General features: G+C 69.8%; 26 protein-coding genes. 12 read left to right on the top strand and 14 right to left on the bottom strand.

Annotated features, from left to right (window positions below; translation table 11 throughout):
* Positions 1 to 26: 26 nt before the first annotated feature.
* Positions 27 to 1214, bottom strand: a complete 1188-nt coding sequence (locus AB0L00_RS10165) for a LamG domain-containing protein (RefSeq protein ID WP_364430997.1) — start codon at positions 1212 to 1214, stop codon at positions 27 to 29.
* Positions 1215 to 1443: 229 nt separating this feature from the next.
* Here AB0L00_RS10165 and AB0L00_RS10160 point away from each other — a divergent pair, with 229 nt between their 5' ends.
* On the top strand, positions 1444 to 2064 hold the full coding sequence (locus tag AB0L00_RS10160) for a hypothetical protein (protein ID WP_364430995.1): 621 nt from the start codon (positions 1444 to 1446) through the stop codon (positions 2062 to 2064).
* A 106-nt stretch (positions 2065 to 2170) separates the two neighbouring features.
* On the opposite strand, the gene AB0L00_RS10155 is transcribed toward AB0L00_RS10160, so the two are convergent.
* Positions 2171 to 3193, bottom strand: coding sequence for a DUF5937 family protein (locus AB0L00_RS10155; RefSeq protein WP_364430993.1), 1023 nt, complete (start codon positions 3191 to 3193; stop codon positions 2171 to 2173).
* Positions 3194 to 3338: 145 nt separating this feature from the next.
* Positions 3339 to 3962 carry a TetR family transcriptional regulator gene (locus tag AB0L00_RS10150; protein ID WP_364430990.1) on the bottom strand — a complete coding sequence of 208 codons (624 nt, stop codon included), beginning with the start codon at positions 3960 to 3962 and terminating at the stop codon, positions 3339 to 3341.
* 129 nt (positions 3963 to 4091) lie between these two features.
* On the opposite strand from AB0L00_RS10150, the gene AB0L00_RS10145 reads away from it, so the two are divergent.
* On the top strand, positions 4092 to 6293 hold the full coding sequence (locus AB0L00_RS10145; RefSeq protein WP_364430988.1) for an MMPL family transporter: 2202 nt from the start codon (positions 4092 to 4094) through the stop codon (positions 6291 to 6293).
* A gap of 276 nt (positions 6294 to 6569) precedes the next feature.
* Here AB0L00_RS10145 and AB0L00_RS10140 read toward each other — a convergent pair whose 3' ends face one another.
* Positions 6570 to 7115 (bottom strand): RICIN domain-containing protein, encoded by a 546-nt coding sequence (locus AB0L00_RS10140; RefSeq protein ID WP_364430986.1) that lies wholly within the window; start codon positions 7113 to 7115, stop codon positions 6570 to 6572.
* Positions 7116 to 7311: 196 nt separating this feature from the next.
* Here AB0L00_RS10140 and AB0L00_RS10135 point away from each other — a divergent pair, with 196 nt between their 5' ends.
* Positions 7312 to 8265: a helix-turn-helix domain-containing protein gene (locus AB0L00_RS10135; protein ID WP_364430983.1), complete on the top strand. Its 954-nt coding sequence runs from the start codon at positions 7312 to 7314 to the stop codon at positions 8263 to 8265.
* 132 nt (positions 8266 to 8397) lie between these two features.
* On the opposite strand, the gene AB0L00_RS10130 is transcribed toward AB0L00_RS10135, so the two are convergent.
* Positions 8398 to 9138, bottom strand: coding sequence for an SDR family oxidoreductase (locus AB0L00_RS10130; RefSeq protein ID WP_364430981.1), 741 nt, complete (start codon positions 9136 to 9138; stop codon positions 8398 to 8400).
* Between the two features lie 94 nt (positions 9139 to 9232).
* On the opposite strand from AB0L00_RS10130, the gene AB0L00_RS10125 reads away from it, so the two are divergent.
* On the top strand, positions 9233 to 9628 hold the full coding sequence (locus tag AB0L00_RS10125) for a MerR family transcriptional regulator (protein WP_364430979.1): 396 nt from the start codon (positions 9233 to 9235) through the stop codon (positions 9626 to 9628).
* An 80-nt stretch (positions 9629 to 9708) separates the two neighbouring features.
* On the opposite strand, the gene AB0L00_RS10120 is transcribed toward AB0L00_RS10125, so the two are convergent.
* On the bottom strand, positions 9709 to 10272 hold the full coding sequence (locus AB0L00_RS10120) for an alpha/beta hydrolase (protein WP_364430976.1): 564 nt from the start codon (positions 10270 to 10272) through the stop codon (positions 9709 to 9711).
* Between the two features lie 61 nt (positions 10273 to 10333).
* Here AB0L00_RS10120 and AB0L00_RS10115 point away from each other — a divergent pair, with 61 nt between their 5' ends.
* Positions 10334 to 10684, top strand: coding sequence for a MerR family transcriptional regulator (locus AB0L00_RS10115; protein WP_364430974.1), 351 nt, complete (start codon positions 10334 to 10336; stop codon positions 10682 to 10684).
* A 90-nt stretch (positions 10685 to 10774) separates the two neighbouring features.
* Here the strand turns inward: AB0L00_RS10115 and AB0L00_RS10110 are convergent, their stop codons facing one another.
* The 3 genes from AB0L00_RS10110 to AB0L00_RS10100 all read right to left on the bottom strand — a co-directional run bounded on the left by AB0L00_RS10110 (position 10775) and on the right by AB0L00_RS10100 (position 13835).
* A complete protein-coding gene (locus AB0L00_RS10110; protein ID WP_364430972.1) occupies positions 10775 to 12070 on the bottom strand; it encodes a styrene monooxygenase/indole monooxygenase family protein in 1296 nt (431 codons plus the stop codon).
* A gap of 266 nt (positions 12071 to 12336) precedes the next feature.
* Positions 12337 to 13176 carry a methyltransferase domain-containing protein gene (locus tag AB0L00_RS10105; RefSeq protein ID WP_364430969.1) on the bottom strand — a complete coding sequence of 280 codons (840 nt, stop codon included), beginning with the start codon at positions 13174 to 13176 and terminating at the stop codon, positions 12337 to 12339.
* Positions 13173 to 13835 (bottom strand): ATP-binding protein, encoded by a 663-nt coding sequence (locus AB0L00_RS10100; protein WP_364431620.1) that lies wholly within the window; start codon positions 13833 to 13835, stop codon positions 13173 to 13175. Before AB0L00_RS10100 ends, AB0L00_RS10105 begins: the two co-directional genes overlap by 4 nt.
* Before the next feature lie 112 nt (positions 13836 to 13947).
* On the opposite strand from AB0L00_RS10100, the gene AB0L00_RS10095 reads away from it, so the two are divergent.
* The 5 genes from AB0L00_RS10095 to AB0L00_RS10075 all read left to right on the top strand — a co-directional run bounded on the left by AB0L00_RS10095 (position 13948) and on the right by AB0L00_RS10075 (position 17441).
* Positions 13948 to 14757: a helix-turn-helix transcriptional regulator gene (locus tag AB0L00_RS10095; RefSeq protein WP_345355493.1), complete on the top strand. Its 810-nt coding sequence runs from the start codon at positions 13948 to 13950 to the stop codon at positions 14755 to 14757.
* Positions 14754 to 14885, top strand: a complete 132-nt coding sequence (locus AB0L00_RS10090; RefSeq protein WP_364430965.1) for a DUF397 domain-containing protein — start codon at positions 14754 to 14756, stop codon at positions 14883 to 14885. Before AB0L00_RS10095 ends, AB0L00_RS10090 begins: the two co-directional genes overlap by 4 nt.
* 340 nt (positions 14886 to 15225) lie before the next feature.
* A complete protein-coding gene (locus AB0L00_RS10085; RefSeq protein WP_364430962.1) occupies positions 15226 to 16032 on the top strand; it encodes an alpha/beta fold hydrolase in 807 nt (268 codons plus the stop codon).
* A gap of 371 nt (positions 16033 to 16403) precedes the next feature.
* The gene (locus AB0L00_RS10080; RefSeq protein ID WP_364430960.1) at positions 16404 to 16505 is read left to right on the top strand and encodes a DUF397 domain-containing protein; all 102 of its coding nucleotides are present in this window, start codon (positions 16404 to 16406) and stop codon (positions 16503 to 16505) included.
* A gap of 6 nt (positions 16506 to 16511) precedes the next feature.
* Positions 16512 to 17441 carry a sulfotransferase domain-containing protein gene (locus AB0L00_RS10075; protein ID WP_364430957.1) on the top strand — a complete coding sequence of 310 codons (930 nt, stop codon included), beginning with the start codon at positions 16512 to 16514 and terminating at the stop codon, positions 17439 to 17441.
* Here AB0L00_RS10075 and AB0L00_RS10070 read toward each other — a convergent pair.
* The 5 genes from AB0L00_RS10070 to AB0L00_RS10050 all read right to left on the bottom strand — a co-directional run bounded on the left by AB0L00_RS10070 (position 17415) and on the right by AB0L00_RS10050 (position 22919).
* Positions 17415 to 20288: a type 2 lanthipeptide synthetase LanM family protein gene (locus AB0L00_RS10070; protein WP_364430955.1), complete on the bottom strand. Its 2874-nt coding sequence runs from the start codon at positions 20286 to 20288 to the stop codon at positions 17415 to 17417. The two genes, AB0L00_RS10075 and AB0L00_RS10070, sit on opposite strands and share 27 nt — an antisense overlap.
* Positions 20289 to 20306: 18 nt before the next feature.
* A complete protein-coding gene (locus AB0L00_RS10065; protein ID WP_364430952.1) occupies positions 20307 to 20498 on the bottom strand; it encodes a DUF6229 family protein in 192 nt (63 codons plus the stop codon).
* Between the two features lie 770 nt (positions 20499 to 21268).
* Positions 21269 to 21403 carry a hypothetical protein gene (locus AB0L00_RS10060; protein WP_364430949.1) on the bottom strand — a complete coding sequence of 45 codons (135 nt, stop codon included), beginning with the start codon at positions 21401 to 21403 and terminating at the stop codon, positions 21269 to 21271.
* A gap of 232 nt (positions 21404 to 21635) precedes the next feature.
* Positions 21636 to 22553, bottom strand: a complete 918-nt coding sequence (locus AB0L00_RS10055) for a M48 family metalloprotease (protein ID WP_364430947.1) — start codon at positions 22551 to 22553, stop codon at positions 21636 to 21638.
* A gap of 6 nt (positions 22554 to 22559) precedes the next feature.
* Positions 22560 to 22919 carry a BlaI/MecI/CopY family transcriptional regulator gene (locus AB0L00_RS10050; RefSeq protein ID WP_345355467.1) on the bottom strand — a complete coding sequence of 120 codons (360 nt, stop codon included), beginning with the start codon at positions 22917 to 22919 and terminating at the stop codon, positions 22560 to 22562.
* A 198-nt stretch (positions 22920 to 23117) separates the two neighbouring features.
* Between AB0L00_RS10050 and AB0L00_RS10045 the strand changes: the two genes are divergently transcribed.
* Complete coding sequence (locus AB0L00_RS10045; RefSeq protein WP_364430944.1) at positions 23118 to 23612, top strand: hypothetical protein; 495 nt, start codon at positions 23118 to 23120, stop codon at positions 23610 to 23612.
* Positions 23613 to 23794: 182 nt separating this feature from the next.
* Positions 23795 to 26338, top strand: coding sequence for an alanine--tRNA ligase (alaS, locus tag AB0L00_RS10040; protein WP_364430941.1), 2544 nt, complete (start codon positions 23795 to 23797; stop codon positions 26336 to 26338).
* Positions 26339 to 26341: the final 3 nt, after the last annotated feature.

The following is a 26341-nucleotide window of genomic DNA, read 5'->3' as shown; positions in this document are numbered from 1 at the left end:
GGCGAACGTCGGGAAGCGGTCCGAGGTCACGCCCGCTGGGCGGCGACCTGGCGGACCTGCCGCGGTGACAACGGCACGTCGAACACCCGTACGTCGTCGATGGCCCCCTGCCAGCCGTCGATCGGCGCCCCCTTGAGCAACGCCCGCCCGATGTCCAGCGGGCCGGCCGCGCGGGCGACGACCGTACGGGCCCGGCAGGCGCCGAGGACGCCACCGACATAGAGGCAGAGCCGCCGGCCACCCGGGTCGAACACCGCCGCCAGGTGCGTCCAGTTCCCGACGGCGGGACGTCGGCCGCTGAAGACGGTCTCCTGCCCGTTCGCCCAGCCGTTCGCGCGGTCGGGGACCATGAGGGCCCAGTCCTGGTGCTCCGAGTCGTAGTCCAGCAGGACGACGTCCGGTGCGCCCCCGGCGTCGTGCGCGGCGACCACCGTCCCGAAGCGGCCGGCCTCCTCGAGGAGGACCCAGGCCGTGATCGTGAACGGCGCGTCGGTGCGGATGACGGGCCGGTCGGCGACCGCGTGCCCGTTGCCGCCGAAGCTCAGCGCGTGGCCCTGAGGAGCCGCCACACGGGAGACGTCGCCGTTGATCCGCAGGGGCACGCCATGGCCGGAGGAGTCCAGCGCGGTCGGCCCGCCGGGCTCCTCGAACCGCCACCACCCGGCCGCTGCGGGCAACGGGGGTACGGCGACCCGAACCGGAGGACGCTCGGGCTCGTCCGGGACCGGACGGGACGCGGCGCTGACCGCCGACAGGGCCAGCAGCACGGGGACGAGCACCCCGGCTCGCGTTGGTCGCCGCGCCCGCCGGCGTCCCGCGCGCGTGCTCGTCGTCCCGGTCGGCCGGGGAGACGGAGCGGCCGTGGACGGCCGGGGCGTCGGGTCGCCGTGATCGGAGGAGCCGGCCACGGCCAGGGCGGCCGGGTGCTCACCGACGGCCAGGACGCGGCGAACGGCCACCCAGGTCTCGACCGCCTCCGCGGAGCAGCCGCACGCGGTCACCAAGCCCTTGACCAGCTCTTCCCGGGGTAGTGACGCCCGCTTCAGCGCGGAGGCGATGGTGCTGTGCGGCAGAACGTATCCGTGGCGTCCCGCCGCTTTCTCCAGTTCGCGGTAGGTCAGGCCGGACCACGCCTTGAGTCGCCGCAGTTGCGCGACGAAATCGGCCGCACTACGCGCTTCACGCGGATCCGGGGAGGAACTCTCCAAAGACACCCAAGACAACCTACCTCCCGCCGGGCCTCGGTGGATGGTTTTGCCACATGAACTGCTGATTTCGGTCGCGATCTAAAGCCTTGCCGCTCCTTGTCATCACTTGCCAGAGTCTGTGACGAACGGAAGTTCCGGTGCAGAAGCCCGGTATCAAAGCGAGGTCGAAAAGCTGCAGCATCGCCCTTGCCGAGACCGGGCCGAGCCGGAGCACGGGAATTCCAGAGGAGTCTCAATGCGCAAGCAGATCGTGGGACTGGTCGGCGCGATTTCGATCGCCTCGGCCGCACTCGTCGCCGCGGCCCCGGTGGCGGGCGCCGCGCCGTCGGCCGCTCCGGCGGCGTCCGCCGGCCAGGTCTCGGTCCAGTCCAGCAAGATGGGCGGCAAGATCTCCCGCGCCGAGGTGATGAAGCGGGCGGCGTACTGGTACAAGCACCGGAACGACAAGAGCATGTACTACGGGGGGAAATGGCACCGCGACATCGACAGTAAGAAGCACACGTACCGCCAGGACTGCTCCGGCCTGGTCAGCATGGCGCTGCACCTGAAGGGCAGTCCGAACACCGAGCTGCTGGGTAAGCGCAACGCCAACGGGAAGTTCGTCAACTCGACGTACGGGTACGTGATCAGCCCGAGCAGCATGAAGCCGGGCGACTACACCGGGTTCCTCGGCTGGGGAAGCGGCGGGAGCAGCGGGCACGTTCGTCTCTTCATCGCGTGGAAGAACAAGAAGAAGGGCTCGTACTACGCGTACGACTACGGCAGGAAGAAGCTGCGGAAGGACACCTTCAACATCCACACGGACCAGAAGAACGGCCACAAGTTCGGCGCCTACCGCTACAAGAAGATCTCCTGACTTGTCCGGAATTCGGGGGACGACCGGTGGCCTCGGCGTATCAGTCGAGGCCACCGGCCATTTCCGCGTCCGCTCTCGCTCGGAAGGGCTCCGGCCGGAGGGCTGGTCAGATCGCCTGGCGGCTCACCTCGGCGGGGAGCGTCCGTCGCCGCCTGATCGGCGCGCCCGTAGAGGTCAGCAGGCTGAGCCCCAGGTCGGTGATCTCGTGGCAGACGGAGTAGCCGTCGCGGCGGGTCGTGATGAGGCCGGCCTCGCGCAGCACCTTCGTGTGATGGCTCACCGAGGCCGCCGAGATGCCGGCGGCCCGGGCGATGTCCGTGGTGCTGCAGCCGGTCATGGCCGTCTTGAGCACCGTCGTACGGGTCCGGCCGAGCAGCCCTTCCAGCGGCCTGGTTCCGCCCTGCTCACCGGTCTGTGGCCTCCTCAGCCACGTGCGCCGGCCGATGGGAAAGACCAGCAGGGGCGGCAGTTCGGGATCCCGCAGCGTGATCGGGTGGTGCCGGCAGAAGAAGGACGGCACGAGCACCAGGCCGCGTCCGCCGAGCGTGACGTCCTGGTCGACATAGTGATCGACGTGCAGGACCGGGTGCTCCCAGCGCGCGTACGGGTGCAGCGTCCCCAGCAGGCGTTCCACGCCGTGGTCGGCGAGTATCCGCACCAACTGGGTGCGTTCGGCCTCGATGTCGCGGGAGATCTGCCTCCAGTAGGGCGCCAGCGCGACCTTGAAGAACCTGTCCACGTCGTGTGCCACTCGGCGGACGGCCTCCCGTCCGTCGAGGGACCGCGCGATGAACGGCGTACCGCCCTGGCGCGCCAACTCGGTGAAGTCGCGCGTCAGCTCGTTCGGGGTGGTGGCGAGGATCCGGTCCACCCCCTCACCGAGGTCGGCCGTGCCGCGCGTCGGCGTCAGGAAGTCGGCCGAGTAGCCGCGCGGCGGCGCGATCTCCAGCAGCGGCCGGAGCGACGCGGGGATGAGGGGACGAGTACGCCGCCGCCAGCCGTCCAGGGCGACATCCTCGTTGCGTTCCTGCAGCGCGTGCAGGCTCAGGAGGATCTCCCAGAGCACGTCCGCCGATGGGGCGACGGTGGTCCGGGCAAGATCTTCGGAGTCGAAATGGATCCGCAGCATTGCAGCCCTCCGGTCGATGCGACCTGGTTCGGTGTCGGCCTCCATGCAGATCTAAGGAAGCGGCCGGACACGCGGGCAAGGATTGGGCTGTTCGACCCTGTTCGAATCTGTTCGGGCTGCTCAGGGCGCAGGTCGGCCGGGCCGGCTATTCGGCCGCCCGGCGGGTGAGGGCGGGGACGGAGCCGAGGCCGTGTTCGACGATGGCCAGGGCGCGGTCGACCGCACTGCGGGTCGACTCCGGGGTGTATCCGTGCGCGCGGCAGTGGGTGATGACGGCCTTCATGCCGCCCACGAGCGCGCCGGCGATCACGACCGCGTCGATCTCGTCGATGGCCGGGCAGAGCTCGGTCAGCCGCTCGACGACGTACTGCTCGGTGTCGTTCATCCGTTTCAGGGCGCGCGCCTGCAGCGACGGGCGTTCCAGGACGAGCTGCACCTGGATCGCGCCGTACTCGCCGTGCTCGGCGGCGATGGCCTCGATCATCTCCAGCACGATGCGGCGCATGGACTCCAGCGGCGTCTCGTCCGCGGGCCGGCGCTCGATGCCCTCGCGCACCTCGGCCAGGCGTTCGTCGATCTCGGCGAAGACGACGTCCTCCTTGGACGGGAAGTAGCTGAAGAACGTGCGCGGCGACACGTCGGCGGCCTGGGCGATGTCCGCGATCGTCGTCTCCTCGTAGCCCCGCTCGGCGAACAGGCGGAGGGCGGCCTCCGCGATCGCGTGGCGCGTCTGGCGCTTCTTCCGCTCCCGCAGGCCCATGTGATCCATCTCACCAATATATACACTCAGTGCGAAGTTGCAGGCGTTGCAAATTTTTCCGGCCCGTGCTCTTCTGGGACCATGTCGGGGATTCTGGAGAGTGTTGGGCGGTTCTGTGCCCGACACGCGCGGTGGGTGATGCTCATCTGGCTCGCCCTCGCGGTCGGCACCGGAATCCTCGGCGTGGCCAGGGGCGGCACCTTCGTCCAGCAGGACCGGCTTCCCAACACCGAGACCCAGCGCTCCATCGACCTGCTCCGAAAGAACTTCGCCGACCTCACCGGGCCGACGGCCACGATCGTGTTCCACCCGCAGCAGGGCGTGTCCCTGTCCGACTGGCGCGTCGCGCTGCAGGTCGGCAAGGCCATCCAGCAGGTGGGCGCGCTGCCGCGCGTCTCGATGGCGGAGAACCCCTACGGGAACACCGGCGGCGCCAAGGGCGCGAACGCCGTCGTCGCGGTCGCGCACTTCAAGGGCACCGCCCGCGACCTGTCCATCAACGACCTGCATTCCCTCGAGGAGGCGACCGAACCGGCCCGGCAGGCCGGCGTCGACGTCGAGTTCGGCGGCATCGTGACGACGATCCTCAACCAGCCCAAGGCCGGTCCCAAGGAGGGTGTCGGCGTGGTGCTCGCCCTCGGCGTGCTGCTGTTCGCCTTCGGCTCGTTCCTCGCGGCCGGTGTGCCGATCGTCGTGTCCCTGTGCGCGATGGTGGTGGCGTACTCGCTCATCCACTTCGGCGCGTCGATCTGGCAGGTGCACCCGACGGCGCCCATGGTCGCGGCCATGCTCGGCCTCGGCGCGGGGATCGACTACGCCCTCTTCGTCGTCACCCGCCACCGCCAGCAGCTCGCCGAGGGCATCGGCGTCGAGGAGTCGGTGGGCAAGGCCCTGGCCACCTCGGGACACGCGGTGGTGTTCGCCGGCGGCACGGTCGTGTTCGCGATCTGCGGGCTGTGGTTCTCCGGGATCACGTTCATCGGCATCATCGGCCTCGCCACGGCGATCACCGTGGCCTTCATGGTGGCCGCCGCGCTGACCCTGCTGCCCGCCGTGCTCGGCGCCCTCGGCACGAACATCGACCGGTACCGGCTGCCCCGGATGCGGCCCGACCGCTCGACGTACCGCTGGGAGCGCTGGGGCCGGCACGTCGACCGGCACGCCTGGCCGTACGCCATCGCGGCCACCCTCCTGCTGGTCTTCCTCGCGCTGCCGGTGCTCACCCTGCGCCTGGGCATCATGGCCGACAGCACGCTGCCGCACTCCAACGGCGCGCGGCGGGCGTACGACGTGACGGCGAAGCAGTTCGGCCCCGGCTGGTACAGCCCGTTCGTGGTCGTGGCCACGGTCCCGAGCCCGGCCGAGCCGCCGCAGGCCGCCGAGAGCACGAAGACCGCCAAGGGATGGACCGCCCTGCGGCAGGAGCCGGGCGGCCGGCTGGCGCTCAGCCCGAACGACCGGCCCACCCCGAACCCGGAGGCCCGCCGCCTCGGCGACGAGCTGCGGCGCAGCCTCCAGAAGGTGCCCGGCGTCGCCTCCGCCGAAGCGCCGCTGGTCGTCGGCGACAGCGCGACCGTCAAGATCGTGCCCACTTCGCCGCCGCAGGTCGCCGCGACCGCCGACCTCGTACGGCACCTGCGGAAGTCGGTGATCCCCCCGACCGTCGCCCGGTTCCCCGGAGCGCGCGCCTACCTCGGCGGGGAGTCACCGGCGATCATCGACATCGCGACCATCGTGAAGCAGCGCATGCAGTACGTCGTCATCGCCGTCGTGACGGTCGCCCTCGTGCTGCTCGTCATCGCGTTCCGGTCGATCATCGTGCCGGTCAAGGCCGCCGTGATGAACCTGCTGTCGATCGGCGCGGCGTACGGCGTGGTGGTGGCGGTGTTCCAGTGGGGCTGGGGCATCAAGCTGCTGGGCCTCGACGGACCGGTCCCGATCGTGGCGTTCGTCCCGCTCTTCATGTTCGCGCTGCTGTTCGGGCTGTCCATGGACTACGAGGTGTTCCTCCTGTCCCGGATCCGCGAGGAGTACCTCCGCACCAACGATCCGCACGGCAGCGTCGTCACCGGCATCGCCTCCACGGCCCGCCTCATCACCTCGGCCGCTTTGATCATGATCTGTGTCTTCCTGTCGTTCCTCCCGCAGCCGGACACGACGGTCAAGATGATGGGCCTCGGCCTGGCGGCCGCCGTCGCCGTCGACGCCACCATCGTCCGCCTTGTCTTGGTCCCGGCCCTGATGAGCCTGCTGGGCCACGCCAACTGGTGGTTCCCCGGCCGCCGCCGCCCGGTCCCGCCCCGGCCCAGCACCGAGGAACGCACCCTCGAACACGTCTGATCCCCGGCCGACGGCTCGCCGTCGGGCGAGCGGACGCGATGCTCGGCGACCGCCGCCGCGAAAGCGGCGAATCGGCGCAGAACGGTGTGCTGCGGCCGCGTTCTCCGAGCATTCGAATGCTCGGTGAACACCCGTACGAAAGCGGCGAATCACCGTGAAACTTGGCCTTGAGACGCCGTTCCCCGAGCGTTCCGCACGCCCCGCCCGCGAGAGGTTCGATCTGATGATCGAACCTCTCGCGGGCGGGATCGTCGCTGGCGCGTGGTCAGACCCCGGTCAGACCTTGACCGGGAAGGTGAAGTCCTCGTTTTTGTACCTGCCGCAGGTGTACTGGGTCAGCCACGCGCCGTTCTTGTTGCTGTTGCCGGCCACATCGAGGCATTTTCCGCTCCACATGTTCTGGAGAACGTAGGAACTCGAGTCGGCCTTATAAATAGCCCAGAGGGTGTTGTCGGCGCCGTTACATGACCATTGGTTGACGTAAGCACCGTTCTTTGTGCTCTTGCCGTTGACGCTGAGGCAGAGGCGGCTGTGCATGTTCATGATCTGCACCTCCTTAACTCCTTTCCAAGTCTTGTAGTAGATCGTCTGAAACTGCTGATTGTTCGCGCGCCCGTTGTAGCAGCTCCACTGAACGATGTGAGCGCCCTTGGACTTCGACCAGCCCAGTACGCTGACGCACTTCTTGGAGCTCTTCGCCTTGATGTGCGGGATGGGGTACGGTGCCGCCTCCGCCGCCGTACCCGCGATGACGGAGAGGGAGGCCGTCGCGACGAGAACCCCAAGGACGCGGCTCCACGTGGAGCCATTTCGAATGGACACCTTCTCTACCTTCCAGTCTCGACGAGAACGCTTTCGGACATGGGGGCGCGCCCTTCCTCTTCTGGGGTGATCAGGGTTTACCACGATGTCCGCAGCGCAACCCGTCGATTATCTTTCGATGGTCATTAGGGTGTCATTGACGCTGAACGCACAGATCATTGATCCGTAGAGCAATAGGCCATCGGGAGGTGCGGCGGTGGAGCTGCGCAGCTCTGACGTACCGTCTGCGGACCGGTTCGATTGGTGGTGCGAGCTCACGGCTCGCGACCTGGTGCCCACGCGGATCACCATCGACCGGACGGCGGTCTTCCGGGCGGCGGTGAGTCAACTGGAGCTGGGCGGGCTACAGGCCTCGGTACTGGAATTCTCCGCGCTGCGTTCGGTCCGTACCCGCCGCCTGGTCGAGCGCTCGGATCCCGATTGGTGGGAGCTCGCGCTCGTGCGCGCCGGGTCCCTGCAGCTCACGCAGAATCGCAACCAGACGGCTCTGCAAGCCGGTGACCTGGTCTTGTACGACACGTCCCGGCCCTTCGTGGCGGAGGTGTCCCTCGGCCTCACCCTGGCGAGTCTGGTGGTGCTGCATCTGCCCAGGCGCGTGCTGCCGATCCCGGAGCAGAAACTGCGGAATCTGGTGGCGCGGCCGATGCCGTCACGGACGGGAGCGGGAATCCTCCTGGCCCGTTTCATGGCCGGGTGTGCCGAGCAGACCACAGCGATTCATGGCGGCGTCGGCCGCCGGCTGGAGCCTGCGGCCGTCGGCCTCGCGACGGCCTTTCTCGCGGACCTGGCCGACACGGAAGACCGGATACCGGCGCAGACACGGCAGCAGGCACTCCTGGTTCAGATCAAGACGTTCGTGCTCGACCACCTCCACGAGCCACGCTTGTCGCCCGCAATGATCGCCGAGGCGCATCACATCTCCGTGCGATACCTGCATCACCTCTTTCACGAGGATGGACAGAACCTCGGCGGTTTCATCCGGTGCCGACGACTGGAACGCTGCCACACCGACCTGGCCGACCCGAGGCTGATCCACCTGTCCGTCGCGGAGGTGGGAGCACGATGGGGCCTCCAGGACGGCGCGTCCTTCAACCGGGCGTTCAAAGCCGCGTACGGTATTCCTCCGGGCGAGCATCGCCGCCGCCGGTAAGACGGCGGTCTCGGTCTCTGCCGAGGACTCCGGTCGTGGGAGCGACGAGAATCCCCGGCTGAAGCCGCGAAGCGCGAACCGGCAGCACCGAGCACCCGCGCACTCTCCGCCGGTCGGGCGGAGAGGGAGTCGTCAGATGGTGTACCCGCCGTCCACGGCGAGGGCGGTGCCGGTGATGTAGCGGCCGCCGGGTCCTGCCAGGTAGGCCACCGCGGCGGCGATGTCCTCGGCCTCGCCGTAACTCCCCAGGGCGGTGAGGGAGCGCTGGAAGTCGGCGGTCTCGCCGTCGGCCGGGTTCATGTCGGTGTCGATCGGGCCCGGGTCCACGATGGTGGCGGTGATCCCGAGCGGTCCCAGCTCCCGGGCGAGTCCCTTGGTCAGCCCGGTGAGCGCGGATTTGGCCATCGCCTGCAGGACGAAGTTCGAGCCGGGAACGCGGCCGTTGAAGCACGACCCGACGCTGATGATCCGCCCGCCCTCGCCCATGTGCCGGGCGGCGGCCTGCGCGGCCAGGAACACCGACCGAACGTCGACGGCGAGCACCCGGTCCAGTTCCGCGGCGGACACCTCCGCCAGCGGGCCGTAGGTGAGGAAGCCCGCGTTGTTCACCAGGATGTCGATGCGGCCCAGTTCCCGTACCGTCCGCTCCACCGCATCCGTCGCGGCCTGCGGACGGGTCAGGTCGGCCTGGATGACCGCGGCCCTGCCACCGTCGGCCTTGATCCGCTCGGCGACCTCGTGCGCCTGGTCCGCTGCCTGGACGTAGGTCAGCGCGACCGCCGCTCCCGCGTCGGCCAGCCGTTTCGCTATCGCCGCGCCGATCCCTCGGCTGCCGCCGGTCACCAGCGCTACCTTGCCGGTCAGCTCACTCATCGATGCCTCCTCCGTAGATGGCGTGCTCGTCGCGCCGGCATGGTAGAAGTTGACATTAATGTCAGGTTCAAGTCGTCGTCATGCGAGGTGAGGAATGCGGATCGGCGAGTTGGCCCGGCGCACCGGGGTGAGTGAGCGCTCCCTGCGCTACTACGAGGCACAAGGGCTGCTGCAGTCGGAGCGCACGTCCGGCGGCCACCGGCACTACGCCGAGTCGGCGGTCGACCGCGTCATACGCATCCAGACGCTCTACGCCGCGGGCCTGAACAGCAAGAAGATCGCGAAACTGCTGCCCTGCATGAGAGACGCGGACGGGCGCCCGAACGAGATCGCCACCCCCACGCTGGTCAACGAGCTCACCACGGAGCGCGACCGCATCGACCGCATGATCACGGATCTGCTGCGCTCGCGGGAGGTCCTGGACGAAGTGATCGATACGGCGTCGGACCGCGCGACCACCGACCCGGCCTCGCTCGCGCGTCGACGCTGAACGCCGGTCTCCGGCGGATGCTGCTGATGGACAGCGGCATCCGCCAGAGAGCCACGTCGCGTCGGGGCGCTGCGGGGGCTTCACACGATCGCTTTGAGAACCTCGGGGAGCGAAGTGACGCCGTCAGAAGCGAGGAAGTGACCGGCTCCGGGGACCACCTCAGCGGAGACTCCGAGCAGATCGGCGAGACGGTCGGTGTGACCAGGCGGAACGAGCGGGTCCGCGTCCGACCGGATGACCGTGAGCCGATCGATGTGCTTGCTGAGCCCCTCCACGTCACAGCCGTCTCCGATGTAGGAGTCCAGCTCCGGGAGCGCGGGTAGCCGGTCGACGAATCCGGAGACCAGCACGAGGGTGCCAAGGCGCCAGGTATCCGGCAGTGAACGCAGATGGCGCAGCACGGTCAGACTGCCCAGGCTGTGCGCGACGATCACCGAGTTCTCGTCAGGGGTCCCCACGTCGGCGCGTACGGCCTCCGCCCACTGCGCGGGGTCCGGGGCTTGGGGGTTCGGCAGAGCCGGGACCGTGGTCGCGATGCCGCTCGCTTCGAGTCGCTCGGCAAGCCAGCCGAACCAGTGATCTTCGGGAGTTGCGCCATAGCCGTGGATGATCGAGGCACGTCGCCGGGTTGTTCCAGTCGTCATGGCGCGGAACGATATGCCTTCACACCAGCGTGAAGGTCAAGCCGATGAAGAGGAATCGACGGTGCTGATCAGCGAGCTGGCCGAGCTGACCGGTGTGAGTGCGCGAGCGCTACGCCATTACGAGGACCGAGGACTGCTGGTCCCGGCACGCGACGGCAGCGGGTACCGGGACTACGCCGAGTCCGATGTCACCCGCGTAGCCCAGATCAAGGCGATGATCTCCGCTGGCCTGGGAACCTCGACCATCCAGCGGTACCTCGACTGCGTCCGCACCGGCGATCACGGCATCTACCTTGAGATGTGTCCGGACCTGCGGGCCGAGCTGGACGCCCTGGCCACACGCCTCGACGCTCAACAGGCCGAGCTCCGGGAGACGCGGCGACGCTTGTGCGGGCTCGCATCAGCGACATGACGCCCGCCGGAGCCGTGCTCCGGCGGACGTCATGCGATTGTCGAGGACGAGACGCAGCCCGGAAGGAACGGCCGACACCGCGGCCGTCTTTCATGGGACCCGCTGTCGGTCCGCCGTATCGGTCAGCGTCCCCGGATGGGTGCTCGCGCCGTCCGGGCCGGTCAACCAGCCGGTGAAGGCACCGGGATCGGCGTACCCGTTGACGAAGCGGCGCGCGACGGCCGGATCCCCGGCCGCCGTTCCCAGCACCTGCTGGACGTGCGGGGGAAGCGGGCCGAGCAGAAGATTGCTGAAGGCCGTCGAGTGGCGGGCGTGACCCCAGTACGCCTCGAAGGTCCGCCGCATCCACGCGCGGTCGAAAGGCCGGTCGCCGTGCTCGAGGATCGCCCGCGCGTAGACGGCCGCGCAGTGCGCGGCGTTGTTGGCCCCCTGACCGGCGATCGGGTCGTTGGCGACGACCACGTCACCCATCCCCAGCACCGGTGTGCCGCCGGCCGGTTCCCCGACGGGGCGGCGGACCGTAGGGGCGTAGGCGCCGATGAGATTGCAGCGCTCGTCGGCAGGCCGGACGTCACCGCAGCGCTCGTACTCGGCCGGCGCGTACCGGCGCATCAGGTCCAGGGCGAGCTCGAGGTGCCGCGGCGGATCGAGCAGTGTGTCCCAGCGGTCCAGCGGACCGCCGGGAACGGCCTCGAAGAAGATGATGTCGCACCGACCGGATGTCGTCAGGGCGGGCATGGTGAACAGCTCGCCGACGCCCGGGAGCACCGTGATGCCGACGTGCTCGGCGGAGAATCCGTCCCTGGGCGCCATGCCATGGACGTAGATGACGGATAGCGTGCGCTGCGGCCGGTCGTACGGCGAGCGGTCCGGGTCGCGGTCGAACAGCTCGACCAGGTCGCCCCTGCCGGCGGCGACGATCGTGAGGTCGTACTGCTCGGTCAGAGCGGGCAGCTCCGCGGCCGTCGCGTGCTGGACGATGACCTCGCCGCCGCGGGCGCGGAACCTCTCCAGCCACGCGGACATCTTCACCCGCTGGTCGACCGACTGGGCGTGTGCGTCGAGCGCGGCGGTGAAGCGGAGCGGCTCGGCTCCCGGCGGGCCGGCCACGGTCACGTTGAACGTCGTGACGGCCGGAGCCTGACTCTCCCAGAGATTCAGGCCGTTCTCGCGTTCCCGGTCCAAGGCCGGGCCGAACATCATCTGGGTCGACATGACCCGCCCGTCGCGGATCTCCTCAGCGGTCCGGGTGGTCATGACCGTGACGTCGTAGCGGTCGGCAGGCAGACTCAGCGCGAGCTGGAGCCCGGCCTGACCGGCCCCAACGATTAAGATCTTCCGCTTCGCGCGTATCGAACGGTCGACTCGCTCGGCGTGCTTTCCCATTCCGGCACTCCCTCCAGACCACTCGGAACCTACGAGAACCATGCGCCGCCGGGGAGCCTCCACACGGTGACGTAATGGTCACCAAGGGGATCGGAGCGTGCTCATCAATGGGACGCTCTCCACCCGGCCCCGCTGATCGCAATTCCGAATAGCAGGAAAAATCGACCCATGTCGACACCGCAATTGACGTCACTGTGATCACTGGCAGATGCTGCCGATAGAACGCAGTATTCGCCAGGAAATCACGTCGCGACGTCCACCTGGCATCAGCAGTCGATCGGGTTGTCCGGTGCGTCGAGCCAGACGCGCTGGCCCTCAGGGGAGACGGTTACCCCATAACGGCTGCAGTCGGGCCTTCCCGCTGCGATCCATCGCTCCTCGGCCTGCTGCATGACACGTGGCCGTACGCGCTGACCGCGCAGCGGCATGAACAGCGACGGCCCGACGAAGCGGCCCTCGGCGGTTCCGTCCGGCCGCACGACGAGACGGCACAGGGGCCAGTCCGGGTGGAACGTGGGCGCCCAGGGAACAACGATGACTCCGCCCGGCCGAACCTGTTCCACCCACGCGTACGGGACGGTGTGCGCGGACGCGGTGGCGAGGATCCTGTCGTACGGCGCCCGCGCCGGATGACCCTTCTCGCCGTTCCCGACGATCACCTCGACCGGATGGCCGATCTTCTCCAGCGCCCTGCCGGCCCTCGCGGCGGCCACTGGATCGATCTCGATGGAGACGATGTTCTCGGCGCCGAGCAGGTGGGCCAGGACGGCGGCGTTGTAACCGGTACCCGTCCCGACCTCGAGGAGCCGCATACCGCGTCGCAGCTCAAGCGCGTCGATCATTCGGGCCATGATGTACGGCGCGCTGCTGGAACTGGTCGCCTCGACGCCCCTGCCCGTCGCCGCGTCGCACAGTTCGGCGGGCACGTCGGGGTCGAAGGCGGTACGGGTGACAACCGGAGCGTCGGCTGCCACGTGCCGGGACCAGCGTTCGGGGTCGTCGGAGCGCCGGAGCGGCACCAGCCGGCCCTGCTCGTCCGAAACGAAGATCTCGTCGGGGATGAAGGACTCTCTGGGGATCGCCGCGAGGGCCTCGTGAGCGTTCACTGCTTGCCCGTCCCGTTGCACAGCACACAGGGTGCCCAGAATCGGTCTCCGTCGTGGCTCTTCCAGGAACCGCCTTTCCCGTTGCAGGCTGAGCAGTCCGCTTCCCGCTTGTGCGTGCCCATGTCTCTTGTTCTCTCCTTCAGCTCTGCCGCGGTCAGCGTGACGCCCGGTGCGGGCACGAGGACGTGGACGGTCTTGTCGACCTGGGTGTAACCGACCCAGCGGGCGGCGGCGTACGTGTCGACGATCCCGAGGCCCCAGCCGTTGGCCGGAGCCGGGTTGGGCTGGAGGGGCCGGGGATCGGGGTCCGTCACGTAGAGGTGCACCCAGCGGTCGGTGGCCAGGAGGCCGAACCGCAGGGGAAGGTCGTGGGGCTCCCATCGCCGGACCTCTGCGGCGGCCCGCCGGGCGTTCGTGACGAGCTCGGAGACGACGAGCACGATCGAATCCGCGTGGTCGGGGTCGCTGACGTGGTCCCGGATGACCGCGGCGGCGAACCGCCTGGCCCTCGCCACCGACGTACGGCTGACGCTGAGCGCGATCCACGACGGCCGGCTGATCGCCGGAGTCGGGGGGAGGACGGCCAGCGGATCCACGGCCGGTGCCGCATGGCGGCCGGGGCTCGAGCGGCCCGCAATCTGAGGTTCGTCGAAGGTCATCGTCGTCACCGATCGCTTTCTGTTCACCACATTCTGTGATCGCCTGACAGCATGCGCCGTGATTGGCTAACTTGACCAGGAGAGATCACGAAATTCAACGCAAGGAGTCACAATGCGCTACCGCGCCGGGTTCGATCCGGACAAGAATTTGTGGGACTTAATCGCCTTCGACCTCAGGCGACAGCGCCAGGAGCGCGACATATCCCTCAACGTCGTCGGCGACATCATCGGGCGGGACCGATCTCTGGTCGCCTACGTTGAAAACGGCACAACGAAGCTCCAGGAGAAGCACGCCGTCAAGATCGACGACGCCTGGCGCACCGGCGGCCTCTATAGCCGCCTCGTCAGATTCGCCAAGCTCGGGCACGACGTCACCTGGTCCGCGACCCACCTAGAGCTGGAGGCCAACGCCGACGAACTTCGCATCTGGGAGCTCAGCTGGATGCCCGGTCTCCTCCAGACGGAGGACTACGCCCGCGCGATGTTCGAAGCGGCGGGTATCGAGGGCGCCGAAGAAGGGGTCAAGGCCCGGCTCGAGCGACAGCAATGCCTGCACCGTACGCCTTCTCCTCGCGTGTGGGTGATCATTGATGAGCGGGTGGTGACGCAACCGGTCGGCTCGGCGGAGATCATGCGCGAGCAACTCGTCCAGGTGATCGAACTGGCCAGGCTGCCGCATATCAGCGTACGAGTGGTACCCCAATCCGTCGGTGCTCACGTCGGTCGAGACGGCTCGTTCAAAATCATGACTGTCGCTGGTACGGATACGGTCTACACGCTCGCCCCTGGCGGAGGACGGCTCATTCAGGACGCAACCGAGACAAATTCCTTCCGCGTGTGGTTCGATCTCGTTGGCGACGTTGCGTTGCCCAAGGACGCTTCGTTCGACCTACTCGTAGAAGCGATGGGGCGATTCTCATGACCACCTGGCGGAAGTCCAGCTACAGCGGTAGTACCAGCGTTCAATCCGACTGCGTCGAGGTGGCTCGGATCTTCCTGGTCTCTGCCGAGGATTTCGGTCGCGGGAGCGACCGAAATCCTCGGCAGTAATGGAATCGGCTGCTGCGTAGCTGGCTGGAGCGCTTCAGCCCACCGCTGGGCATCCTGGTGCGGACGAAACGCTCGGTGAACGGGTCCGACCGGGCCCGCCAAAGGCGGCGACTGGGGTTGAAACGGGCACGTTCGGCCGTGGTCGCCGAGACTTGTGCGCGCCGACCACCCGCAGATGGCCGGGCGGGGCGTTCGGGAACGCTCCACTCCCCCGGAGGCAGACTGCGGCTCGAGAGGATGAGCTTCGGTTTGGCGGCAGTGGCGGCTGACGACACCATTGAACCGCATTCGGTTCAATGGTGTCGTTGGTGGGGCTGCTTCCGTGAAGGTGGGCGTTGGCATGATCGATCATGAGGTCCCGACCGTGCTCGGCCGGATCCATGTGCGGGTCGGCGGTGAGGGCCCGGCGATGCTGTTCTGGCCGAGTCTGCTCATGACGGGCGACATGTGGGCGGCCCAGGCGACCCACTTCGCCGACCGGTACCGGGTGATCCTGGTCGATCCGCCGGGCCACGGCCGTAGCGAGCCGCTCACCTCGATGTTCAGCTTCGAGGACAACGTCCGCTGTATCGCTCAGATCCTCGACCATCTCCAGATCACCACCACGCACTTCGTCGGTAACTCCTGGGGCGGGATGATCGGTGGCACCTTCGCCGCGCGCCACCCCGATCGGATCGGCAGTGCCGTCCTGATGAACTGCACCGGCTCGGCGGCCGGCCGACGGCAGAAGGCGGAGTTCGCCCTCCTGCTCCGCATGGCCAAGACGCTGGGCGGCATCCGGCCGCCGGTGACCCGGTCGGCCGTCAAGGCCTTCCTCGGCCCCACCACCCTCCGAACACGGCCCGAGGTCGTGGCGACCGTCCGTGAGTCGCTGGAGCGCGTCGACATTCGTTCGGCCTCCTGGGCGGTCAAGAGCGTCGTACCCGCCCGCCCGGACCAACTCGGTCTACTCAACACGATCGAGACCCCGGTCCTGGTCATCGCCGGGAATGAGGACGGGACCTTCCCCGTCGCCGAGACGCGTGCCATGGCCGACGCGATCCCCGGATCCACGTTCCTGGCCTTGGACGAGGTCGCCCACCTCGCCGCCCTCGAGAATCCAGAACAGATCAACCGGCTGATCGACGAGTTCCTCACGCCGGCCTGACCCGATGGTCGGGCGGGACGATCTCGTCTCGGGTGTGGTCCGATCGGTGGCGTCGCGTTGCCCACGAACCCTATGTCGGACCTGCTCGTAGGAGACGCGTTACCGGCCGCAGCCGCAGGGCGCTCCCGGGTGGTGCGGGTCGAATGCTCGGTGAAGGTGCCCAGACGGGGATCTTCAAGGGCGGCGAGTCGCCGTAGAACGGACCTGGCGAGCCACGTTGGCCGAGCGTCCCGCACGCCCGCATTTCGTGGCTTGCGCACCGGCGGCGGCTGGGACAGATTCCTACCGCGTGTGGTTCGATCTCATCGGCGACGTCGCGTTGCCCAAGGTGCCTTGTCGGGCCTGATCGTCGAAGCGATGGAGCGAATCTCATGACCATCTGGCGGAAGTCCAGCTACAGCGGTGGCACCAGCACTCAATCCGACTGCCTCGAGGTGACTGTCCTCGGGACCGTCGCCGACCGGCGCGGCTGAGAATCTGTGGGCGGGGCGTCGGGGCCGTTTCGGCATCGGTCGTTTGATGCCGACAGCGGCCGTTGGGACGGGTTTCCGTTTCGGGACGGCGACATCGTGATCAGCACGCGGCCCAGGAGCGGTACGACCTGGACGCAGATGATCTGTGCCTTGCTGATCTTTCAGACGCCGGACCTGCCCGCCCCGCTGGGCCGGCTGTCGCCGTGGCTCGATCATCTGACGATGCCGCGTGACGAGGTGTACGCGCTGCTCGCGCGGCAGCGGCACCGCCGGTTCATCAAGACGCATATGCCGCTGGACGCTCTGCCGGTCGATCGCCGTGTCACGTACATCGTGACGGCCAGGCAGCCGCTCGACCTGGCGGTGTCGCTGTACCACCACACCACGAACATCGACATCGGCCGGATGCGGGAACTGACCGGCAACGACCTGCCCACCGAGCCGTCGGCGGCGCGCAAGACGCTCCGGGATTGGCTGCTCGACTGGATCTCCCATGACGCGGACCCGCGTACGAACCCGGATTCGTTGCCCGGCGTCATGCGGCACCTGGGCGGTGCCTGGGCCAGGCGCGGCGACGGCAACGTGCTGCTGATCCGCTATGAGGATCTGTGCCGCGACCTGGAAGGTCAGATGCGCGGGCTCGCGGATCGGCTGGGGATCGCGGTGCCCGAATCCGCTTGGCCGACGCTGGTGCGGGCGGCGACCTTCGAGCGGATGCGGGGCGGCGCCGATCGGTACGTCCCCTGTGGCGGGATCATCAAGAGCGGCACGTCGTTCTTCCGGCGTGGACGGCCAGGCGCCGCCGAGGAGATCCTCACCGAAGAGGATCTCGCCGCCTATCGCGCCCGCGTGGCGTCGCTGGCGGCGCCGGACCTCGTCGCCTGGCTCCACGCGCCCGGTGGTTCAGGGTCAGTCCGGCTTCAAGACCGACGGTAGGTCGCTGTCGGGGTGCAGTCGTAGCAACTGGTAGGCCATGCCGCCCAGGCCGGCGAGCAGGCCCGGCGAGTACGCGTCCCGGGCCAGTCCGCTGGCCGGTCCGTTGTCCTCCAGGCTGGTGATGATCCGCGCGTCGAGCCCGCGCCGGTCCAGCTCGGCCGGGGCACGGCCGAGTGCCAGTGCGTCGTCGAACAGTTCCCAGCAGCCCAGGTCACCGTGGCACAGGGTGTGGTTCCAGTCGAACCCGCGCCGGGCGGAGAGGCCGGCCGCCCGCCCTACGATGTCGTCCGCGCCGTCCCAGCCGCGCCGCGCCAGGTCGGCGGCGGCGATTCCGATGCCGACGGCGCCGTGGCACCAGGCGGCCGAGAACACGTCCTCGTCCGGGTCGCGCAGGTCGACCCAGCCGCCGGCGGCCGGGTCGTAGAGCGTCTCCTCGAAGGAGAACGCCGCCCGTGCGGCGTCGGCGAACCGCGTGCCGCCGGTCGCCAGGGCGAGCCGCGCCAGCGCCCACCCGATGCCGGTCACGCCGTGCGCGAAGCCGCCGATGCCGCCGGGCCAACGCTGCGAGGGCCAGCACAGGGTCCCCGCCTCGCGCCGGGCGCCGGCGATGAGCCGCTCGCCGATGACGACGGCCTGGCGGGTCCAGTGCTCCTCGCCGGTCACGGCGGCGAGTCGGAGCAGCGGCACGACCGCCCCGGCCATCCCGGTCAGCAGGTCGAACCCATCGTCGGCCGCGACGGCCTCGGGCAGCACCGCGGCGAGCGCGCGGGCGCGGTCCAGGCCGTCCGGACCGGCCGCCTCCCAGGAGTACAGCGTCAGCCACGCCCAGATCTGCGACCCGAGCCCGATGTACCCGCCGGGCGGCGGTGGGCGCAACCGGGTCTCCGCCCGGCGTACGGCGGCGTCCTTGTCCTCCGCCGCGCGTACGGTGCGCAGCACGTCGTCGAGCAGCCCGGCCACGCCGTCGACGTCGTCCGCCCGGCCGGCGGCGCTCTCCCGGCGGTACGCGGCGAGCAGGACGGCCACTCCGGACAGGCCACCGTAGGTGTCCGGTCCCAGCGGTTGCACGGCCCAGCCGGCCGGGCCGAGCACCGGTGCGATCCACGTGACGGTGCCGTCCTCGGCGCGGAGCGCGGCGTCGCGGAGTTCGCGGATCAGCGCGGCGGTGATCCGGCGCCGTCTGCGGTCCAGGTCGTCGCGGCGCGGCCGATCCGCCCGCATCCGCCGATCGCCCGGCAGCCAGCCGTCGTTGAGGTACGCGCTGACCAGCGTGGCCCGGATGACCTGGGTGTCCAGCCGGAGGTCGGCCGTACGCCACCGGTGCAGCGCGGCCGTCACGAGGTCCTGTTCGGGCAGGTAAGACGTGCCGCGCGGGCCGTCCAGCCGTCCGTGGCGGGGAGTGGTGGCGAAGAACGGGACGTCACCGTCGAGCAGGTCGGCGACCTCCGCCGCGACGACGTCCGGATCGCCCGGCGCGCCGGGAACGTGCTCGGCCATCGAGGTCAGCAGGTCGGCGGCGCGGTCCGTGGCAGGGCCGGGGTCGTGCAGTGACACCGGATGCCACAGCATCCGCGCGAGTTCGGTGTAGGCCTCGGTGGAGCGCAGGACCACGCGGATGGGGCAGTCGGCGAACCGGGCGAGCAGCGGTTCCAGGGCACCGGTTCGGTCGAGCGACCGCAACGCCTCCGTCGCCTCGGTGAAGCCGTCGAGGACGCGTTCCCAGTGGTCGGCCAGTACCGGTTCGGGGCTGGGATGGCTCGCGCCGATCGCCGGCTCGACCGGCCGGGTCCCGATCCGGGCCTGGTCGCTGCCCGCGTCGACGATGACCGGCAACTCGGTGAGCGGCTGCTCACCGGGCAGCGATCCCGCCGCGGAGGCGTCCACGCCCCGCCAGCCCAGGGCCGTGCCCCGGTTGGGCAGCATCCCGGTCCGCAGTACGGTCGCGCCGACCAGCGCGCGTGCCCGGTCGGGCGCGAGCCCGAGCCCGGACGGAGGAATCGGGTGTACCGGCGTGAACAGCGTCTCGCAGTCCACCACGACCGGCACCGGCCCGCAGGCGATCATGTTCTCGGCGTGCAGGTCGCTGCCGCCGAGCAACCGCATCACGCCCAGCCAGTGCCCGATGCCGCGGTAGAAGTCGGCCAGCTCCCCGGCGTCCGCGCAGTAGCGGTGGGTCACGAACTCGGCCCAGCCGTACCCGTCACCGGGCACCACCCGAGGGACCCGGATCCGGGCCTTCTCCGGGACGTCGCGGAAGATCTCGGCCAGCATCTCGCCGAGCACGGCGTCCACGCTCACCGGCCGCGGTTTGTAGACGACCGTGCCGGCGCCGAACTCCAGGAGGGCGACCGTATGGCCCGCCCGGTGGCTGTCCCCGGCGCCGAAGGCGACCCGGGACAAGGGTCCGGGATCCGCGCCGAGCAGCCTCGCCGGCGCGTCCCGGTCCGCGGCCAGCCGACGGGCCAGCGCCAGCGCCGCGGCGCTCCGCCCCGACAGCACCGTGCGCATCCGGGACGGCAGCGGCGGGTAATGCCGGGTCAATGACTCCCAGTAGTGCGGAGACGACGACATCTCCGCGAATTCGGCCCAGCGCGCGGCGGGATCACCGGCCGTCAACCGGCCGGTGATCCGCGCGGCGTTGAGCTCCAGGATCAGGACGCGGGCGACCTTACGGTGCGCCGTTTCATAGAGCGCGGCCGCCGTTCCCTCCCGGATCGCCGTCCGCTCGGACTCGGCCAGGCCCGGGACGGCTGCGAGTTCTTTCCACAGTCCGTCCAGAGCCGGCTCGACCAGGCAGCTCAGCGACCGGGTGAGGTCACCGATGGCGGCGCTCGTGTCGGTGCTCACCACCCGCGTCCAGGAGGCTCAGCAGCAGGGGTGGGTGTGCGAGGCGCTGCACGCGCTGCAGACGCCCGTGTAGCTCGTCTCCGCCTCGATGAGGTCCGCCTCCGCGAACGTCCCGGACGCGTAGAGCGGGCCGGCGGGGTTGTCGGCGCACGCGACGGTCCGCCACTGTTCGACGGTCTGCTCGGCGAGTTGGAGATCCTTGACGGTCATGTGGTGCCTCCGGCGTGTCGGCGGGGTGGCAGTATGCCAATTGGCCCGATCACCAATCCGGCTCATCGTGCCATCCGCGAATTGCACCACGAACTGTCCTAAAGGGCCCGCAGTCATCCTCGGCAGTGATGCTTCAGTATCGGTGCCGATACGTCCGTTACGGCCTTCGCTATTTCTGGGCGGCAGCGAATCTTTATAAAGAGTCGACGTTCAACGCTTCCCATCGATTTATGATGCGCCTCAAATCGGAGAAATGTCGCGTGGCCTCGGCGCTGATGAAAACGGTTGCCGCGCCACCGAGAGAGCCGGAGGGCGGTGACGGCGGGGCTGGCGATGAGCGTGGGGTCGCGGACGAAATGCTCGGTGAGAGGGTTCGAAGGGGACCATGAAAGGCGGCGAATCGCCGTAAAACGCGTCCGGCCGACCGTGTTCGCCGAGACTTGTGCGCGCGACCGCCCGCGGGCCGCCGGGCGGAACGGGCGGGAGTTCCACTCCGCCATAGGCGGGGCCGCGTGGGTGCCGACGAGGGACGCGGCGGCGCGCGTGCGCCGCAGCCGAACGCTCGGCGGACGGACCCCACCGGCCCAGGGAAGGTTGGCGAATCGGTGTGAAACGCCTCCGCTCTACGCCGTTCACCGAGCGTTCCGTACGCCGAGTCCCGGTAGCGGCAGCGGCGGACTCAATAAGGGAAGGGAGGGTCCGGCCTGGCGACCGGACCCTCCGATGGCGAAGGCCTGACGTTGTCACCCATTCGCCGCTGATGCTGTCGATCAGTCGTCCGAGAGCGCGCCTCGGACAGCCTCGTCGCGCAGGGTCTGTTGTCCTTGCTCGATCATTTCGCGGAGGGCACGGTCGCAGTCGCCGTTGCACGCGCCGATGCAGCCACACGCAAGCTGGTCGGGCATTTCGATCCTCTCCTCGCTCTGTCTTCGTCCCCTCCCGAAAACGCCCGGAGGGAACGGTCCGCCTCTTTGTGGCGGGACCGGTTGGGACAGTCCGGCGTTGGGACGTCGCGGCCACCGGGGATGATCCCGTCGTGGAACGACGGCTCCAGGGAGTCTGGCATGCCTGTGGAACCGCGACGCGGCTTCTTCGTCGCGGAGACGGCAGGGCCGGAAGCCGAGGACGAGGTCGGTGTCAGGCCGGAATGGCGTAGAGGATCAGGGGGAGGACGGCGACGAAGGTCGCGGCGGCGAGCATCGCGCCGCGGAGCGGGCGGGGGAGCGGGGCCGGGGAGAGCAGCCGCCGGACGCGGACCAGGGTCGGGCTGGTCTCGTCGGCGGGGATGGCGCCTGTGACGGCCAGGGTGCCGGCCGGGGTCGGGGCCGGGCGGGCGGCGGCGAAGCGGAGCAGCGCGGTGGCCAGCTCCTTGTCGGGGCGGTGGCGGCGGGCGCGGTCGTCGGCGGCCATCTCGACGAGCAGCTCGACCGCGTCGAGGGTGCGGCCGACGATGCGGGCCTGCGGGAAGATCCGGCGCAGCGAGGTGAAGGGCAGCAGGACCAGGTCGTGGCGTTCGCGGACGTGCGCGCGCTCGTGGTCGAGCACGGCCGCCAGCTCGTACGGGCCGAGGATCTCCAGCGTGCCGGCGCTGACCACGACCTTGGGCGAACGGACGCCGGGGACGCAGTAGGCGGCGGCCGCGGGGTGGTCGAGGACGAGTGTGCCGGGCATCTCCGGGTCGCCGTGCGCCACCAGGGCGAGCAGGGCGCGGTGCCGCCGTCGCGCGCGTACGACGCCGGCGATCGCGACCAGCAGCACGGCGATCAGCATCAGCATGAAGGTGAGGCCGGCGGCGACCGAGGCGATGCGGATCGGCGACAGGGCGTGCGGGTCCGTGAAGAAGTGGAAGACGCCGACGAAGACGCCCTGGCCGTACGGCGCGACGCCGAACCCGAGCAGGGTGCCGATGGAGGCCAGGCCCCAGGCCAGGCCGAGGGCCTGCCAGAGAAGGATCGCGGTGCGCGGCGTCCGCCAGGTCCAGCGGGCGCGCGTCAGCCGGTGTGCGCCGAACGCGCTACCGGCCGCCACCAGGGCGAGTAGGGCCGTGCCGGTCATCCCGGGTTATGTCCCTTCAACCTCGTCGAGTGCGCGGCGCAGCAGGTCGGCCTCGTCGCCGGAGACGGAGCGTGCGAAGTGCGCCAGCGCGGCGTCGCGATCGCCCGTCATGTTCAGCGCCCCCAGCATGAGTTCGGCGACGTACGCCTCTTTCGTCGCTACCGGACGGTAGCGCCAGGCGCGGCCTTCCCTCTCCCGAACCAGGAAACCTTTCTTTGCCAGCCTGTCCAAAACGGTCATGACCGTGGTGTGCGCCAGGTCGCGATCGTCGGCGAGGGCACGGCCGACCTCACGGGCGGTCGCGCCGTTCTCCCGGTCCCACAGGACCTCCATGACCGTGCGTTCAAGCTCTCCAAGACCCTTCACGGGATGCATCCTATCTCTCGTAGTACTACCGACCGTAGTACTACGGTATGTAGATGCGAGCCGTGAATCGGTCCCCGCGTGGCTCCTCGCACCGGTCTGGTTCGCTGCCGGCATGGATCTTGACGCCTGACGCCGCCGCCCTCCGGCGACCGGCCGTGCGGCGGCCGGATCCGGCCTTTCCGACCTTCGCGTACGACGATGGCCGAATGGTCCGGCGGCTGGACGGTACGGCTCATGATCCTTTCTGGAAGGCGTTCGCTGGCCCTCGCCGCCGCCGTGCTTCCCACCCTCGCGCTGACGACCGTGCTGGCCTCGAGCACGCCGGCGAGCGCGTCGGGTCCGTCCTGCGGGTCCAGGTACGCCCTGCGCAGCACCCAGCGGATGTACATCAACTCCAGCCTCCGCGGCTACCTCAAGGTCTACTACAACTCCTCGAACGGCTATAACTGCGCGCTGGTCGTCCGTAAGGGGTCGATGCCGCTCTACAGCGCCAAGCTCAAGCTCTGCGTCTACAACAAGGCCCGGACCAAGTACGGCAGCTGCAAGACCGACGGCTACGGCAAGAGGTACAGCTGGTACGCCGGGCCGGTCTACGTGTACGCGCCGCATCGGTGCCTCTACGTGTACGGCTCCATCAACACCAACAGCTGGACCAAGGTCGAGGTCACCGGCAAGAAGGTCCTCTGCGGCTAGTCACGCCATCGGGCGGAAAAACGATTGTGCCGTCCGGGACCGTGTAGGTACGGTCCCGGACCATGGATCTGCACGAGGTGGGGCGGCGAGCTAGCCGCGCCGAGCCGGGGGACGGGTAGTCCCGGCCCGGCCCGGCTCGGCGAGTGCGTGCCACCGTCCCGCCGACCTCGTGAGGCTCCGTCATGCGTTCCACGCAGATCCGTTCCACCTTTCTCGACTTCTTCACCGCGCGCGGGCATCGTCAGGTGCCCTCGAGCTCCCTGGTCTCACCCGACCCGGAGCTCCTCCTCACCAACGCGGGGATGAACCAGTTCAAGCCGTACTATCTCGGCCGCGCCACCCCGGACTTCCGCCGCGCGACCACGCTGCAGAAATGCGTGCGCACCGGCGACCTGGACAACGTCGGCCGTACCGCCCGGCACGTCACGTTCTTCGAGATGCTCGGCAACTTCTCCTTCGGCGGCTACTTCAAGGAGGAGACGACCGCGTGGGCGTGGGAGCTGATCACCGAGGGGTTCGGCCTGCCGCGCGACCGGCTCTGGATCACCGTTTACGAGGACGACGACGAGGCCGAGCGCCTGTGGCGGCGGCTCGGCGTGCCCGGCGAGCGGATCCAGCGGCTCGGTAAGGCGGACAACTACTGGTCGATGGGCATGGCGGGCCCGTGCGGGCCGAGCTCGGAGATCCACTACGACCGCGGTCCGGCGTACGGTCCCGGCGGCGGCCCGGCGTCCGGCGGCGAGCGCTACCTGGAGCTGTGGAACCTCGTCTTCATGCAGGACGTCCGCGACGAGGACTTCCGCATCGTGGGGGAGCTTCCGGCCAAGAGCATCGACACGGGCCTCGGCGTCGACCGCCTCGCGATCGTGCTCCAGGACGTGCCCGACATCTTCCACACCGACCTGCTGCTCCCGATCCTGGAGACCGTACGGGAGCTGGCGGGCTTCGGGGACGACACCTCGCTGAAGATCGTCGCGGACCACGCGCGGGCGGCGGCGTTCCTGATCGCGGACGGCGTCCTGCCGTCGGGCGACGGGCGCGGGTACGTCCTGCGGCGGCTCCTGCGCCGGGCGATCCGGCACGCGCGGCTGCTCGGCGTCGACGAGGCGGTGCTGCCCACGCTCACCGGCGCGGTGGTGGACCTGCACGGCGCCACCTGGCCGGAGCTGGAGACGGCGCGCCCGCTGATCGAGAAGGTCGTGACCGCGGAGGAGGAGGGCTTCGCGCGGACGCTGCGGCAGGGGTCGCGGATCCTCGACACCGCGATCCGGGAGCGGCGCCTGTCGCCGAAGGTCGCGTTCGACCTGCACGACACGTACGGCTTCCCGTTCGACCTGACGGTGGACGCGGCCCGCGCGGCGGGTCTCACCGTCGACGAGGACGCGTTCGGCGCCCTCCTGGAGGAGCGCCGGCGGCGCAGCCGGTCCGGCCGTACGGAGCCGGGCCGGGGACCGCGACCGGGCTCCGGGACGACCGCGTTCGTGGGCTACGACGCGACGCGCGCGGAGGCGCGGCTGCGCACGATCCTGCGGGATGGGGTGGAGGTTCCGGCGGCGGTCGAGGGCGACGAGGTCGAGGTGCTGCTCGACCGGACGCCGTTCTACGCGGAGGCGGGCGGCCAGGTCGGCGACCGCGGCGTGATCCGTACGGCGTCCGGCGCGGTGCTCACCGTGACGGACACCCGCCCCGGACACGTCCACGTCGCGCGGGTCGAGTCGGGTGAGGTCGTGCCGGGCGACGCGGAGGCGGTCGTGGACGCCGAGCGGCGGGCGGCGGTCGCGCGGTCCCACACCGCGACGCACGTGCTGCACGCGATGCTGCGCCGGACGCTGGGCGCGCACGCGACGCAACGGGGTTCGCTGGTCGACGCGGGGCGGCTGCGGTTCGACTTCGCGCACTTCGAACCCCTCTCGCCCGAACGGCTGCGCGCGGTGCAGACGCTGGTCAACGAGCGGCTGCTCGACGACCCGGAGGTCCGCGTGTGGCACGCGGACCGCGCCGAGGCTGAGGCGGCCGGGGCGGTGGCGCTGTTCGGCGAGACGTACGGCGAGCGGGTCCGGATCGTCGACATCGGCGACTTCTCCCGTGAGCTGTGCGGCGGCACGCACGTGGGCCACGGCTCCCAGGCGGGGCCGGTCCACCTGCTCGGTGAGTCCTCGATCGGCTCGGGCCTACGCCGCATCGAGGCGCTGACCGGCGTGGACGCGCTGCGGCACCAGGATCGGGAGCGGGGGCTGCTCACCGAGCTCGCCGACCTGCTGCGGGTCCGCTCGGACGAGGCGCCGGAACGCCTGCGGCAGCGGCTGGCCGAGCTTGCGGAGGCGCGCCGGGTGCTGGAGCGGCACCGGCGGGAGGAGCTGACCGCGGAGGCCGTCCGCCTGGCCGGGCACGCCAAGCGCGTGGGCCAGGGCTGGCTGGTCGTCCAGCGGGTGTCCGGCGTCGACGCGGACGAACTGCGGCCCCTGGCGGCGGAGGTGCTGGAACGCCGAGGCGGCGTCGTCGTCCTCGGCGCGCAGATCGGCGGCCGGGCGCTGCTGGTCGCGGCGGTCAGCCCGGACCTCGGCGAGCCCGCGCGTACGGTCCTGACCACCGCGGCGACCGCGATCGGCGGCGGCGCGGGCGGCAAGGGGACCGTCGCGAACGCCGGCGGCCGGCACACGGGACGGCTGGACGAGGCGCTGCGACTGGCCGCGACGTCCGCCCGCGCGCTCCTGGGCGGCGGGTGACGG

Origin of the sequence: Actinoallomurus sp. NPDC052308 (assembly GCF_040679195.1) — a bacterium.
Taxonomy (GTDB): domain Bacteria; phylum Actinomycetota; class Actinomycetes; order Streptosporangiales; family Streptosporangiaceae; genus Actinoallomurus; species Actinoallomurus liliacearum.
Note: the sequence above shows the minus strand (reverse complement) of the source record. Positions and strands in the feature narration are given on the sequence as shown.

What these genes read in the sequence shown, in the direction of transcription:
- AB0L00_RS10060 (WP_364430949.1), bottom strand. Translation starts at nt 21,403, where the DNA reads ATGCCCGACCAGCTTGCGTGTGGCTGCATCGGCGCGTGCAACGGCGAC.
- AB0L00_RS10085 (WP_364430962.1), top strand. Translation starts at nt 15,226, where the DNA reads ATGATCGATCATGAGGTCCCGACCGTGCTCGGCCGGATCCATGTGCGG.
- AB0L00_RS10120 (WP_364430976.1), bottom strand. Translation starts at nt 10,272, where the DNA reads ATGACGACTGGAACAACCCGGCGACGTGCCTCGATCATCCACGGCTAT.
- AB0L00_RS10095 (WP_345355493.1), top strand. Translation starts at nt 13,948, where the DNA reads ATGCGCTACCGCGCCGGGTTCGATCCGGACAAGAATTTGTGGGACTTA.
- alaS (WP_364430941.1), top strand. Translation starts at nt 23,795, where the DNA reads ATGCGTTCCACGCAGATCCGTTCCACCTTTCTCGACTTCTTCACCGCG.
- AB0L00_RS10100 (WP_364431620.1), bottom strand. Translation starts at nt 13,835, where the DNA reads ATGACCTTCGACGAACCTCAGATTGCGGGCCGCTCGAGCCCCGGCCGC.
- AB0L00_RS10065 (WP_364430952.1), bottom strand. Translation starts at nt 20,498, where the DNA reads ATGACCGTCAAGGATCTCCAACTCGCCGAGCAGACCGTCGAACAGTGG.
- AB0L00_RS10080 (WP_364430960.1), top strand. Translation starts at nt 16,404, where the DNA reads ATGACCATCTGGCGGAAGTCCAGCTACAGCGGTGGCACCAGCACTCAA.
- AB0L00_RS10055 (WP_364430947.1), bottom strand. Translation starts at nt 22,553, where the DNA reads ATGACCGGCACGGCCCTACTCGCCCTGGTGGCGGCCGGTAGCGCGTTC.
- AB0L00_RS10110 (WP_364430972.1), bottom strand. Translation starts at nt 12,070, where the DNA reads ATGGGAAAGCACGCCGAGCGAGTCGACCGTTCGATACGCGCGAAGCGG.
- AB0L00_RS10155 (WP_364430993.1), bottom strand. Translation starts at nt 3,193, where the DNA reads ATGCTGCGGATCCATTTCGACTCCGAAGATCTTGCCCGGACCACCGTC.
- AB0L00_RS10130 (WP_364430981.1), bottom strand. Translation starts at nt 9,138, where the DNA reads ATGAGTGAGCTGACCGGCAAGGTAGCGCTGGTGACCGGCGGCAGCCGA.
- AB0L00_RS10160 (WP_364430995.1), top strand. Translation starts at nt 1,444, where the DNA reads ATGCGCAAGCAGATCGTGGGACTGGTCGGCGCGATTTCGATCGCCTCG.
- AB0L00_RS10045 (WP_364430944.1), top strand. Translation starts at nt 23,118, where the DNA reads ATGGCCGAATGGTCCGGCGGCTGGACGGTACGGCTCATGATCCTTTCT.
- AB0L00_RS10090 (WP_364430965.1), top strand. Translation starts at nt 14,754, where the DNA reads ATGACCACCTGGCGGAAGTCCAGCTACAGCGGTAGTACCAGCGTTCAA.
- AB0L00_RS10150 (WP_364430990.1), bottom strand. Translation starts at nt 3,962, where the DNA reads ATGGATCACATGGGCCTGCGGGAGCGGAAGAAGCGCCAGACGCGCCAC.
- AB0L00_RS10145 (WP_364430988.1), top strand. Translation starts at nt 4,092, where the DNA reads ATGCTCATCTGGCTCGCCCTCGCGGTCGGCACCGGAATCCTCGGCGTG.
- AB0L00_RS10125 (WP_364430979.1), top strand. Translation starts at nt 9,233, where the DNA reads ATGCGGATCGGCGAGTTGGCCCGGCGCACCGGGGTGAGTGAGCGCTCC.